Genomic DNA, 13665 nt, shown 5'->3' on the forward strand with positions numbered 1-13665 from the left:
TTAAACGTTGATATTTATTTACTTTAAATTAAGCGTCTGCTGATGCGTTAATTTTAAATCTCAGCACCTTCAAGCTTGAATCGAGATCGACATCGACAAACTCAGGTGGGTTGTCTAAGCGCTCGATAAACTCAACAGTGGGCGCTTCTTCCGCCATAGTCTCAATCAAGAAGTTTGGTGATACTGCTGGCGAGTTAACACAAGCAATCACTTCACCGCCTTCGGTTAGAAGCTCTGGCAAGCGACGTAAGATCTTTTTGTAATCTTTAGTGAGTGCAAAACTGCCTTTTTGAAACGAAGGTGGATCGATGATAACTAGCTCGTAAGGGCCACCCTTCTTGATCTTTCCCCACGATTTAAAAATATCGTAGCCTAGGAAGTTCACCGAACGCATATCGTGCTCATTTAAGCGATGATTATCACGGCCTTTATTTAGTGAGCCGCGTGACATGTCTACGTTCATACACTGACGAGCGCCACCAGCAATAGCCGCTACAGAGAATCCACAAGTATATGCAAATAGGTTGAGAACGTTCTTGCCCTTAGCATTGTCTTGTACCCACTGACGTCCATTACGCATATCGAGGAACAGACCAAAGTTCTGATTGCGCCCAATGTCTAGTTGGTACTTAAGGCCATGCTCAATCACTACTGGTGAGTCGTTTAATTCCCCCCACAACACTTCAGAGGGCGCACCATCAGCATAACGGTGTTGCAGCACGATACTTGTGCCCTGCTTTGATTGCCAGATGTCTTTGTTAGTAAGTTCAACCAATCCAGCTTTAAGAGATAGCAAGAATTCATCGTCCACCTCTTTAAATACGTTAACCAATAATTGCCCATCAACCCAATCACATGTTAGTTGTTCTAGGCCAGGCCAAAACTTACCACGGCCGTGAAAAATACGACGTAGCTCATTCGGCACTTCATTCAATTGCTGTTCAATATGACTAAAAAACAGAGGTAAAGCTGATGCTTCCATTATTTCACTCACTTAGTGTTTAGCTTTGGCCACGTTAATGACCAAGGTTCAAGCCAGTTGTCTAAACCATTAGACACTATATCTTGATGCCACTTCTCACCCAAAGAATCGAGGCTTCTTGGATCGCAGACATATTCGTAGGCTTGTGATTGATAGGTAAATCGAATCGCGAAGGCATGCAGATAACCTCTGTCAGCCCCACTCGATGGATTGTAAATAGGGTCACCAACAATGGCCGAACCGATCGACTTCATCGCGACCCGGATCTGGTGAGTTCGCCCCGTATAGGGTTTACATAACAGTAGACGCTCTCCGGGTTCAGCCGTTGCAGATAAAAATTGGGTAATCGCTGGGTTTTCTTTGGTTGTCAGTAGCTTCCAGCTTGAACGTCGTGAACGCTCCATATCCCCTGAGATCAGCCCCTGCTTTTTCTTCGGCTTCTTAGAGCCAATCGCAAGGTAGTATTTCTCTACTTCACGCTTTGCAAACAGCTGTGAAAGCTCACTCGCAGCTGAAGCATTTTTTGCCAGCAGCAGAATTCCTGACGTCATTTTATCGAGACGATGGACTAGGTATAGCTTCGGCTCATTGATTGCCTTAGCAACTTCTTGCAGCAACATCGTATCACCATCGTCTTTATGGACGCTGACGCCTGGATGTTTGTTTATGAGTAAAAAATCAGAGTGGTTCAGAAGAATGTCGAACATTTAAAGGCTAGCTCCATTGTAGAACGTGGAGTATACCGTGTCTGAACCCAGATTCCAGCTACGAAAAAGCCCAACTAGTTCAATAAATATTGAATCGCTGGGCTTATGTTTCAATAGACAGTTTTCAATGCTAAGTCTTTAATCAATTCGCTCTCAGTTCTAAGCTTATGGTCTAGACTGATGCACTAAGCAAGTTTGAACTTACTCACTAAGCCTTCTAGCTCAGCAACTTTAGCATTCAAACCTGATGTGTTCTCAGAGCTACGAGTCGCTAACTGTAATGACTGTTCAGAGATATCACTGATCGCCGTAATATCTGCAGCAATCTCTTTAGTCACCGCTGTCTGCTCTTCTGCTGCAGTAGCGATAGAGTTGACCATGCTTTGTACATTGCCCGCACCGCTTACAATCGCTTCTAGTGCTGAAACTGCACCAGAACTCTGTTCAACACCAATTTCCACTAAACGGCAGTTATCTTGCGTGTAAGTCACCGCTTCTTGAGTACCAGATTGGATAGACTGGATGATACCGGACACTTCTTGAGTCGCTTTTGTCGTTCTCTCTGCTAGTGCTCGCACTTCATCAGCGACAACCGCAAAGCCTCGACCGAACTCGCCAGCACGCGCAGCTTCAATCGCAGCATTCAAAGCCAATAGGTTAGTTTGCCCAGCGATGTCTTCGATTACTTTGATAACACTACCAATCTGTTCGCCATGTGAACCCAACGTGTTCATTTGCAGCGACATATCACTCATTTGAGTAGACACTTGTTGGATGCTCGCGACCATCTCAACAATCACATTGCGGCCATCTTCAGCAGACGTTTCTGAGCGACGTGCTTCTTCATAAGTAGAGGTGCCTTGTTGCGCTACTTCTGAAATGGTCAAGCTTAACTCTTCTGCCGCGGTCGCAATCAAGGTCGCTTTATCTGCTTGAGCAGAGGCACCAGATACGATGTCATGGCTAATTGATGAAAGCTCACCGGTAACCGATTGAACTTGGGTCGTCACAGAAGAGATAGAACCTAATAAGTCCACCAATGACTTTTGCATCTGATTGATCGATTGAGCAAGGTCCGCCAATTCATCTCCAGAATCATCAACAATATCACCGGCCGTTAGGTCACCATTTGCTACGCGTCGTGCAACTTGTTCAACACGGGTTAAACGATTGGTGATAGAACTCGATAATACATACGCAATCACACAACCAAACACAATCGCGATGGCCGACAACACCATAATCGTACGCTCAATAGTGGTAAACGAATCGGTTAATAGAGCCAGCGATTCTTCAGTATCAGCACGCTCACCTGTTGACGCTTGGTCTAACATATTTTCTATCGGAATTAGGTTCTGCTCATAAAGCGCTCTAAGCTGCTTAATATTCGATAGCAGAGCAGTGTCATTATTGATCTTCGGTACGATGTTGCTTTCAAACTCTTGAGTAAAACGTCCCATCAAATCTTCAATTCTTTGAATGCGACGGTGATCTTCAGAACCTTGACTCTCTAGGCGCTTTGCATCTGAAATAGCTTGAGCAAACTCATTTTTGTTCGAACGGTAGTCATTGAGTGCATTGTCGACCTGAGTAATCGCTCCCAAGGCATCTCGGTAAACGTCTCCGGCTTCATCGATCAATATCAGGTAGGTAACCGTCCCTGGAACATCATCCATTCTAATGTTATCAGCGCTCTTATGAGCTCCAATAACTTCTAACGATACAATCCCAACTAACGTGACAAGCACCGCCAATATAGATCCAAAACCCAAGTATAGTTTTTTTCTCACTGACAATTTCACAAAACACCTACCTAAAAAAAAACAGACCAATATAGCCCTACCAAAACTATATCGGCTACCACCTCGGTAACTTTAGGGAATGATGTTTTTATTTTTCGAAAAGAAATAAGTGAATAGCATAAAAAAACGGGAGCCGATGGCTCCCGTTTATCAATTAACTTTAGCTTGCGATTAAAACTTCTTAGAATTATAGCTTCTTAGAGATAAGCGCAGAACCAGCAATGATACCAATACCAAGTAGCATGATTGCACCTTTACCGCTGTCGAAGCCAGAAGATATACCCATGAACGCTACGATAGCGATAGCTACTGGGATGATGTACTTAACGAGTGTGTACCATAGACCAAATAGAGGGAAAGAAACTTCACCGTCGTTAGTGATTTCTTTCTCTAGGTCAGCACGATTTAGCCTCCAACCAGCGAAGATACATACCAACATACCGCCAACTGCTAGGAAGATTTTATCCGTTAGTAAGTCGAAGATATCAAATGCACCAGTACCAAACAGTGTTGGACCGAAACCGCCAAGTGATAGAGAAGCGAAGATACATAGAATCGCCATTACGACACTTGCAGACAGTACAGCTGTTACACGCTTCATGCCTTTCTCATCGATTAGGTACGAAACAACAACTTCAAGTAGAGATACTGAAGAAGTCAGTGCCGCAACACTTAGACCAACGAAGAACATAAGAGCAAATAGAAGACCAACTACGCCGCCCATTTCAGCGAATAGCTGAGGAACAACAACGAATACTAGACCAGGACCTGCTGCAGGTTCCATACCGAATGCGAACATTGCAGGGAACATTGCAACACCAGCTAGGATAGCAACGCCTGTATCCATCGCCGTAACCATAGCTGTAGTTTGAACTAGGTTCTCTTTCTTCTTAAGGTAAGAACCGTAAGTCAACATACAACCCATACCAAGAGATAGTGAGAAGAATGCTTGACCTAGTGCGGCTAGGATTACACCGCTGTCTACTTTAGAGAAGTCAGGGCTGAATAGGAATTCAAGACCAGCCATCGCGCCCGGAAGCATTAGGCCTTTGATTGATACCACGATAAGGATGATGAAAAGAAGTGGCATCAGAATCTTACCCGCTTTCTCAATACCGCCAGAAATACCCTTCATAACGATGACAACGTTAAGTAGTAGGTATAGGCCCATCCACATTAGTGGCTGAACTGGGTTTGAGATAAAGCCACCGAAGCTGTCGCCAATTGCTTCAGGTGCGTCTAGTAGACCACCAGCAATTTTACCGATGTATGCGATAGACCAGCCACCTACTACAGGGTAGAAACCCATGATAAGTAAACCACTGACTACGCCAATAACACCAGCGAACGTCCAGCGACGGTCAGTTGATTTAAATGCACCTACTGCTGATTTTTGCGTATGACGGCCAATCGCAAATTCAGTCAGCATCACACTAAAACCGATGAAGATTACAAAAAACAGATAAATTGCAACGAATGCACCGCCGCCACTTTCACCTGCTGTGTATGGGAATTTCCAGATGTTACCTAAGCCAACAGCAGAACCTGCTGCAGCCATTACGAATCCTAATTTCGAACCCCAGGTATCGCGGGGTGTAGTGGTTGTATTACTAGTAGCCACGTTTACTCCAAACTTTTGTGTTATGTGATGTTGTATTTTGCTGTGTGTGGCGTCATTAAAAGATAAGGTGTATATAATAATTTACACCATCAAAAGATTTGATTGACGCTCGTTATCTAGCAAGTAAACCAGTTTAAGAATACAATTGGAAGCCCGAACCGTATATATTTCGTTATCAATGTAAATCTTTATGGTTAAATGCCGATTTTTCATACAAAACAATTGCATTCGTCTTAAGTTAACTAAAACTTAACAACTTTAACCTATTTACAGCTTTTGCTCTATTTTGTAAATAGTTGATTCCTTAAATTCCCATATCCGTAAAATAGCATTACTATCTAAGTGTCTCTTTTTTCGAGTATTCAATGTGGAAAAGCTCTACCATTTTTTAACTTTAGCTTCTGTAGCTTTATACTGGGTCCTTGTCGCCGGTGTGACTTTTCGTGTCGTACTAAAACGACGCTCTGTCAGCGTTTCTCTCGCATGGTTGATGGTTATCTACATTATCCCTATTGTTGGCGTCGCTTGTTACTTCCTTTTCGGAGAGCTAAATCTTGGTAGAAAGAGGGCTGAGCGGGCGCATCGCATGTTTACGCCTTTTGGTGATTGGTTCCGCCAATTAAATGATTGCCAAGCCCACCTTCCAGGTAAAGTCGGCTCTCCTATCCACAAAATTGATGAGCTTTGTAACAATCGGATGGGCATTCCAGCTCTCAGCGGAAACACACTTTCACTGCAAGCGTCTCCTAATGAGATCCTACACGCAATTATCGAAGATATAGAAAACGCCCAGACTAGTATCAAAATGGTTTTCTATATTTGGCATCCTGGCGGCCTCACTGATTCGGTTGCCTCTGCTCTTATTCGAGCCGCAAAACGTGGTGTCGATGTTAAAGTTTTGCTCGATTCTGCGGGCAGCCCGCGCTTTTTCAAAAGCCATTGGCTATCCATGATGAAAGACGCAGGTGTTCACGTTGTGCAAGCACTTGAAGTGAGCCCTTGGCGTATTTTTCTACGACGCTTAGATTTAAGACAGCATCGCAAGATCATCGTGATTGATGAAACCATTGCCTATACCGGTTCAATGAACATGGTCGACCCTGCTCACTTCAAACAGAGTTCAGGTGTAGGTCAGTGGATAGATGTGATGGTTCGAGTGACAGGCCCGACCGTTAACGTGTTATCCGCCATTCACGGTTGGGATTGGGAAGTGGAAACAGGTGAACGAATCCTTCCTGATTTACCAGAATGTCCGGTTGAAGAAGTTATGACACATCATCCTGTTCAAGTAGTGCCATCTGGGCCGGGCATGCCGGAATATCTGATCCTGCAAGTGCTAACCATTGCGATCAATCAGGCGAATCACTCTGTACGTATCACGACGCCCTACTTCGTCCCAAGCGCCGACTTATTAGAGACACTCAAAATGACAGCGCAACGTGGTGTCAACGTAGAGCTAATCATTCCACATAACAACGATTCACTAATGGTTAAATGGGCTTCTCGCGCCTTCTATACTGAACTGCTAGAAGCCGGTGTGAAGATATATGAGTTTTACGGCGGGCTTCTTCACACCAAATCGGTAGTGATTGATGAAGAGTTTTGCTTAATCGGAACGGTCAATATCGACATGCGCAGCCTATGGCTGAACTTTGAAGTGACACTAGCCGTAGATGACGTGCACTTCACTCAGCAGCTCTCTGAGCTACAACAATCGTACATTGAATCATCTCACCCAGTTGTACTGGAACAGTGGGAACAGAGAAACTTACGAAATCGCTTCTTTGAAAGATTGTTCTATTTATTCAACCCTCTGCTGTAATACTTATGATGAGTCGATTGCGGCTCATCACTTCCTCCCGTAAGTTTTTAACCTTTCACCATTAATTAAGTGAAAGGTTAAAAAGCGAAAGAAAAGCGTAAAAACTCCCGCTCCCCTCTTGCTTTGAAGGCTATTGGCATGTTTTAAATAGGACATAACCGATTGATAAGGAATTCACAGCATGTCCGAGAACAAAACCACTAAGCTGATCACTGCAGGTCGTGATAAGAAGTGGACCAATGGTGTCGTTAACCCACCAGTACAGCGCGCTTCAACTGTCGTATTCAACTCAGTAGAAGAGAAGCGTAAAGCTACAATTAACCGCGCTAACAAAACACTTTTTTACGGACGTCGTGGAACCAACACTCATTTCGCCTTCCAAGATGCCATGGTGGAAGTGGAAGGCGGCGCAGGCTGTGCACTCTACCCTTGTGGTACAGCAGCTATCTCTAATGCCATCCTCTCTTTTGTTGAAACAGGTGACCATATTCTGATGGTCGATACCTGTTATGAACCCACTCGTGATTTCTGTGACACCATCATGAAAAAGATGGGTGTAGAGACCACTTACTACGAGCCAACGATCGGTGAAGGCATCCAAGACCTCATCAAGCCAAATACTAAGGTTCTATTTACTGAGTCTCCGGGTTCAGTCACCATGGAGGTTCAAGACATCCCAACACTCGCACGTATTGCTCATGAACATGACATCATCGTAATGCTTGATAACACGTGGGCGGCTGGTGTTAACTTCTCACCGTTCGATTTTGGCGTCGATATCTCAATTCAAGCGGCGACTAAATACATTGTTGGTCACTCTGATGTGATGCTAGGAACGGCGGTAGCCAACGAAAAATGTTGGGAGCAACTGAGAGAGCAAAGCTACTTGATGGGGCAATGTGTCTCGCCAGATGACGCTTACTTGGGGCTTCGCGGAATTCGCACTCTTGACGTTCGTCTACGCCAACACGCAGAGAGCAGCTTGAAAGTAGCGAAGTGGCTAGAAACTCGCCCTGAGGTTGACCATGTTCGTCACCCTGCGTTTGAATCATGCCCAGGGCATGAATTCTTCAAACGAGATTTCACTGGTGGTAATGGCTTGTTCTCTTTCGTGCTGAAGAACTCAAATACAAAAGCGACCACAGCGCTGCTTGATGGTATGACGCACTTTAGTATGGGGTACTCATGGGGTGGATTTGAAAGCTTGATTCTAGCGAACGAACCGAACAGCTTTGACAGCCTAAGAACAGTAGCGAACCCCAACTTCACAGGAACACTTATTCGCGTACATATCGGATTAGAGGACGTTGATGACTTGATTGCAGATCTAGAAGCTGGACTAGAGCGTTACAACGCGCTCGTTTAATTTCAATAGTTAAGCAAACTCATACCCAAAAGGCAGGATTACCCTGCCTTTTTCTATATTAGAGCACCTCACTATTCAAGGTTTAGCCTTGAAGCAAACCCAATGGAATACCTCAAACGATTCTCGTTAAATAAATAAAGAGATTTATCGGTTATAGAACACCGCCCCCTTGATAGGGCTAATATAGCTGAGTCATGAAGCCTGTTTTGATTGTTTACAATGACCAGTAAATTTTTCAATTTTTATCGCAGCAAGAAATAACGCTTTTATTTGTATGGACAACCTTCTAAATGGTCATTGACCATACCCATCGCTTGCATAAACGCGTAACAGATTGTTTCCCCAACAAACTTAAAGCCTCTTTTCTTCAAAAACTTACTCATTGCCTTAGATTCCTCTGTAGAAGCCGGAACGTGAGACATATCAGCCCAGTGGTTTTCGATCACCTTGTTATCTACGAATTGCCACAACGCATTTGATAAAGAACCGAACTCTTTCTGTAATTCAAGCGTTGCTCGTGCATTGTTGTATACCGAAGCAATCTTGCCTTTATGCTTAACCACATCGAAGTTTGCAATGATGTACGGCACGTTGTCTCCATTCAACTCAGCTAACTTATTCAAATCGTAGTTATCAAATGCAGCACGATACCCTTCACGCTTTTTAAGGATAGTAATCCAACTGAGACCAGCTTGAGCGCCTTCTAAGGTAATGAACTCAAAAAGAACTTGGTCATCATAAACAGGCACGCCCCACTCCTCGTCGTGGTACTCCCTTTCAAGTTCGTGTTTAAGTGCCCATGCGCAAGTTCTATCCGATGTATTCACTTCCATTATTACGGTCTCTTCTTAGGGCGTGTTGATCTTTCGAGCTGATTTTTGCAGCAAATTGCTGGGTATTTATACAAGGCAGAGGCTTTAATGTGTAGCTAGCCTACATGAGAAGCCGATAACGTAGTAGAAATGACCAGCAAACGCTGCCCAAAGGGTTCGGCTAAAAGCGTTTTACTCTTTGTTGAGGGAGATTTGCTTAGAATGACTAGGCTACTTCCCCCTCGCCGCGATTAAAACGCTTTTATCTCGAACAAAATTTAACCGCGAAAGATCAACACGCCCTAGTAATCGTATATAAAAATAATGCCCCAATCCGGGGCATTATTTCAAAGGTCAACAGACATTAAGCTACTTCAATTTTATGGAACAGACGATACAGCACAGGTACTACAATTAGCGTCAGTACAGTAGCAAAACCCAGACCAAACATAATGGTTACCGCCATTGGTTTGAAAAAGATATCCGGTAACAACGGAATCATACCGAGAATCGTGGTGATCGCTGCCATACATACCGGACGAACACGGCTCAATGCTGCATCGACAACTGCGACATAAGGATCTTTACCTGATTTCATTTCAATCTCAATTTGATCAAGCAGGACGATACCATTTTTGAGTAGCATGCCCGATAAGCTCAAGAAGCCCAACAGCGCCATAAAACCGAAGGGGGTATTTAAGGCTAACAAGCCAGTCGTCACCCCAATCAACGCCAATGGAACCGTTAACCAAACAATCAGAGGCTCTTTCACCGAATTAAACAAGAACACAGTGATCAAGAACATGAACAAGTAGCCAAGAGGCATGGTTGTGAATAGTGATGCCTGCGCATCCGCAGACGACTCATACTCACCACCCCACTCCAATGAATAACCCGGTGGCATCTCAATCGCTTCTATTTGTGGCTGTAAGCGTTTCTGTAAAGTTGAAGCTGTCTCTTCACCCAGTAGGTCAGGATCCGCCATTACCGTCAGCATACGCTTACGGTTCTTACGGATGATCAGTGGATCTTCCCACTCCAATTCGTAGCCTAGTGTTACTTGTTGTAGTGGGATGTATTCACTTAATGCTGGGCTCCAAATCTTCATGCCTTCGATGTTGCGTATATCGACACGTTCATCTTCAGGTAAACGAGCGACAATAGGCATCAGCGTCGTCCCATCACGGTACACACCGATCGACTTACCAGAGAAAGACATCGCTAGGAAATCATCCACGTCAGATTTGGTAATACCATAACGACGCGCTTGGCTTTCGTTGAACTGAGGCTCCAGTACCTTAGTTCTTTCACGCCAATCGTGACGAACGTTAAACGATCCATTGTCAGCACGCATGATATCCATAACTTGAGCTGCGATTGAACGTAAAACTGTTGGATCAGAACCCACAATTCGCGCTTCAATTTTCGCACCGCCACCAGGACCTAATTCGATCTGCTTAAGTTTGTAATTAATTTCAGGGAACTGGCCGTTTACATGCTCACGAAAGCGCAACATCAAACCTTCAAGTACTTCATAACTCTTCACACGAACCGTTATCTCACCGTATGCGCTATAACTTTTCTCTGGCGCATAAGTCAGCATGAAACGTTGCAGACCTTTACCCGCCGTTGTCGTGATATGTTCAACTTCGTCCTGCTCTGCTAACCAACTTTCCAGTACTTTCAGTTTGGTGTTGGTCGCTCGAATATCCGTACCTTCCGGCATCCAGACATCAACTTGGAACATCGGCGTGGTTGAAGATGGGAAAAAGGCTTGTTTTACGAAGCCAAAACCATAAACGCTCGCGCCTAAACCAATGATCAACACAAACATGGTTAACCACGCACGCTTCATACAAAACTCAAGAAAGTTTTTATAGATAACGAAAACCATCCCGTTGTATGGGTCTTTACCCTCACTTTCTGGATCGACTTTCTGGCCTTTGAAGAACATATCGGCAAAGAACGGCGTGAGCGAGATGGCAGTAAACCAACTCAGCATCAAAGAAATAAGTAGAACCGTGAATAAGGTGCCACAGTATTCGCCCGTCGAGTCTTCAGATAAACCAATAGGCGCAAACGCGGTGACCGCTATCACGGTTGCACCAAGCAGTGGCCATTTGGTTTGGGTCACGATATCCGTGGCGGCCTGCATCCGGGTTCGCCCCTTCTGCGTGCCGATCAATATCCCTTCCACCACCACAATGGCATTATCCACCAGCATCCCTAGCGCGATAACCAACGCGCCCAATGAAATACGTTGAAGATCGATTTTGAAGTACTGCATGAAAATGAAGGTACCGAAAACGGTCAATAGCAGTATCAAACCGATCAACAAACCCGATCGTAATCCCATGAAGAACAGTAACACTATGATTACGATCGCAACCGCCTGTCCTAAACTCACTACAAATCCACTAACCGACTTATCTACTTCTTTGGGTTGGTTATAAACCTCAGATATATCAATACCAACAGGCTGCTGATATTTCAGCTCAGCGAGCCTTCGATCAAAGGCTTCACCCACTGCGACCACGTTCACGCCTTGCGCAAAAGAGACACCAAGGTTAAGTGCGAGCTCGCCGTTATAACCAATAATATTACTTGGTACTTCAACATAACCACGAGTTACATTCGCCACATCTTTCAGATAGATAAGCCCTTGAGCGCCACCTTCTGTTAGAATCAAATCACCGAGCTGTTCAACATTCTGAAACTCTCCTGTTGGATGGATTCGAATGTACTCGTCACCAATCCTTACAGCACCGGCACTTGAAACAATATTCTGAGTTGATAAAAGGTTAAATACAGTATTTGGAGACAAACCCAGAGAGCTGATCCGTTTCATCGATATCTCAATGAACACCTGCTCTTGCTGTTGGCCGGATACCGAGACTTTACTGACCCCATCAACAAGTTCTAGCTCTCGCCTTAGGTAATCAATGTAATCAAGCAACTCTTTGTAGCTATAGCCATCCCCCGTCACCGCCAACAAAATACCGTAAACATCACCAAAGTCGTCTATGACTTGAGGGTCATTTACCCCGGGTGGAAGTTGACCTTTCAAGTCATTCACTTTACGTCGAAGTTCATCCCAAATTTGTGGAAGATCATCAGGGCCGTAATTATTCTTCATCGTTACCGTAACCTGAGACAGGCCACGACTAGAGATAGAGTTAACTTCATCAACATAAGTAAGCTGTTGAATCGCTTTCTCTAATGGGTAAGTCACTTCCTCTTCCACTTGCTGAGGCGTAGCTCCCGGATAAGAGGTCACTACCATCGCATCTTTGATGGTAAAGGCAGGATCTTCTAAACGGCCCAAACCAAAGAATGCAGAAACACCACCAATAAGAAAGATCAGGGACAGCATCCAGCTGATGACTTTGTTACGTATAAAGTAAGAAGCGACACCTGTGATCTGATCATCACCCTGTTGATCGTCATTTTGAGGCTTGTTATTTACTTCACTCATTGTTCGTCTCCTGAGGCAATACTTCCACTGTCATCCCATCTCGCAATCGCGATACGCCTGCAACAACGACATGCTGCCCCATTTCTAATCCTTTAATTATCTGCAATGTTTTCTGATTCGCTTTGCCTAACACGACTTGCTGTTTAGACACTGTATTGTCGTCATTAAGAATCCACACGTAAGAGTTTTGACGAGTTAACTCATCCCCATCGGCATTAAACACAGCCTCAATAGGAATAAGTACGCCAGCTTTTAATTTCAAACCGATATCACGCCCATTTGACGTTACCTCAACGGCCATACCGTCAAGAATCAAATCATCTTCTGGCATAGGCAAAGCAAGCGTGACGGTAAATGTACCTGTGTTTGGATCGGGTTCAGTCGTAAACTCTTTTATCCCCGCACTGTATTCATTCCCACTTGGAACTCTAACTACTGCCTCAATATTCGAGATAGTCGCTTCATTTGGTTGATTTACATAGATTTGGTCAGGTAATTGGATAACAACTTCAACATCCTCAACACTGTGAATATTCACAATCTGTTGGCCAACCTGAATATTTTCGTATTGGTCAACACTGACACGAGAGATAATTCCATCAACCGGTGCGCGAAGCTTAGTAAATGACAAGCGCAGTTTTGCCAATTCTAACTCGGCATAAGCGATTTGACGCTGAGCGGCAATCTCATCGAATTGAGACTTAGCCAATAGCCCTTTTTTGACCAACGGACTTGAACGTCTGTATTGGCTGTTAATTACTGTGTATCGAGCTTGAGCGTTATCAACATCCAACTGATAATCGGTCGGATCTAACTCGGCAAGAACATCACCCTTTTTAACTTGTTCACCTTCTTTGACATCAAGTTTAAAAATTTCACCAGCGACACGGAAACTTAGGTGCGCTTTCTCAGCAGCATTAGCCACTGCTGGAAAATAGAGTTTATCGTTAAAGTCTAAGACTGAGATTTCAATGGCTTTAACAAGAGGAAGATTTTCGACTTCAGTGACACCTTTGTCTTTACAGGCTGTCAGCAACGCCAAACATGATAGGCCGATGGCTTTTGATATTGTCTTCAT

General features: G+C 44.3%; 9 protein-coding genes. 2 read left to right on the forward strand and 7 right to left on the reverse strand.

Annotation, left to right across the window (positions count from 1 at the left end):
- Nucleotides 1-28: 28 nt before the first annotated feature.
- The 4 genes from Q5H80_RS08875 to Q5H80_RS08890 form a co-directional block, all read right to left on the reverse strand.
- On the reverse strand, nucleotides 29-982 hold the full coding sequence (locus Q5H80_RS08875; RefSeq protein ID WP_304564495.1) for a class I SAM-dependent methyltransferase: 954 nt from the start codon (nucleotides 980-982) through the stop codon (nucleotides 29-31).
- Nucleotides 983-990: 8 nt separating this feature from the next.
- The gene (locus Q5H80_RS08880) at nucleotides 991-1689 is read right to left on the reverse strand and encodes a TIGR01621 family pseudouridine synthase (RefSeq protein ID WP_304564496.1); all 699 of its coding nucleotides are present in this window, start codon (nucleotides 1687-1689) and stop codon (nucleotides 991-993) included.
- Nucleotides 1690-1874: 185 nt separating this feature from the next.
- Complete coding sequence (locus Q5H80_RS08885) at nucleotides 1875-3491, reverse strand: methyl-accepting chemotaxis protein (RefSeq protein WP_304564497.1); 1617 nt, start codon at nucleotides 3489-3491, stop codon at nucleotides 1875-1877.
- A 187-nt stretch (nucleotides 3492-3678) separates the two neighbouring features.
- Nucleotides 3679-5112 carry a sodium-dependent transporter gene (locus Q5H80_RS08890; protein WP_012604350.1) on the reverse strand — a complete coding sequence of 478 codons (1434 nt, stop codon included), beginning with the start codon at nucleotides 5110-5112 and terminating at the stop codon, nucleotides 3679-3681.
- Nucleotides 5113-5479: 367 nt separating this feature from the next.
- On the opposite strand from Q5H80_RS08890, the gene cls reads away from it, so the two are divergent.
- Both cls and Q5H80_RS08900 read left to right on the forward strand, forming a co-directional pair.
- Entirely contained in the window at nucleotides 5480-6934 is a 1455-nt protein-coding gene (cls, locus tag Q5H80_RS08895) for a cardiolipin synthase (RefSeq protein ID WP_304564498.1), read from the forward strand.
- A gap of 181 nt (nucleotides 6935-7115) precedes the next feature.
- Entirely contained in the window at nucleotides 7116-8300 is a 1185-nt protein-coding gene (locus Q5H80_RS08900) for a cystathionine beta-lyase (protein WP_304564499.1), read from the forward strand.
- A gap of 266 nt (nucleotides 8301-8566) precedes the next feature.
- On the opposite strand, the gene Q5H80_RS08905 is transcribed toward Q5H80_RS08900, so the two are convergent.
- From Q5H80_RS08905 to Q5H80_RS08915, 3 genes are all read right to left on the reverse strand, one after another.
- Nucleotides 8567-9133: a DNA-3-methyladenine glycosylase I gene (locus Q5H80_RS08905; protein WP_304564500.1), complete on the reverse strand. Its 567-nt coding sequence runs from the start codon at nucleotides 9131-9133 to the stop codon at nucleotides 8567-8569.
- Nucleotides 9134-9476: 343 nt separating this feature from the next.
- Complete coding sequence (locus tag Q5H80_RS08910) at nucleotides 9477-12587, reverse strand: efflux RND transporter permease subunit (protein ID WP_304564501.1); 3111 nt, start codon at nucleotides 12585-12587, stop codon at nucleotides 9477-9479.
- Complete coding sequence (locus Q5H80_RS08915; protein WP_304564502.1) at nucleotides 12580-13665, reverse strand: efflux RND transporter periplasmic adaptor subunit; 1086 nt, start codon at nucleotides 13663-13665, stop codon at nucleotides 12580-12582. Before Q5H80_RS08915 ends, Q5H80_RS08910 begins: the two co-directional genes overlap by 8 nt.

Origin of the sequence: Vibrio sp. SNU_ST1, from assembly GCF_030563405.1 — a bacterium.
Classification (GTDB): Bacteria; Pseudomonadota; Gammaproteobacteria; order Enterobacterales; family Vibrionaceae; genus Vibrio.

What these genes read in the sequence shown, in the direction of transcription:
- Q5H80_RS08875 (WP_304564495.1), bottom strand. Translation starts at nt 982, where the DNA reads ATGGAAGCATCAGCTTTACCTCTGTTTTTTAGTCATATTGAACAGCAA.
- Q5H80_RS08880 (WP_304564496.1), bottom strand. Translation starts at nt 1,689, where the DNA reads ATGTTCGACATTCTTCTGAACCACTCTGATTTTTTACTCATAAACAAA.
- Q5H80_RS08900 (WP_304564499.1), top strand. Translation starts at nt 7,116, where the DNA reads ATGTCCGAGAACAAAACCACTAAGCTGATCACTGCAGGTCGTGATAAG.
- Q5H80_RS08905 (WP_304564500.1), bottom strand. Translation starts at nt 9,133, where the DNA reads ATGGAAGTGAATACATCGGATAGAACTTGCGCATGGGCACTTAAACAC.
- Q5H80_RS08910 (WP_304564501.1), bottom strand. Translation starts at nt 12,587, where the DNA reads ATGAGTGAAGTAAATAACAAGCCTCAAAATGACGATCAACAGGGTGAT.
- Q5H80_RS08915 (WP_304564502.1), bottom strand. Translation starts at nt 13,665, where the DNA reads ATGAAGACAATATCAAAAGCCATCGGCCTATCATGTTTGGCGTTGCTG.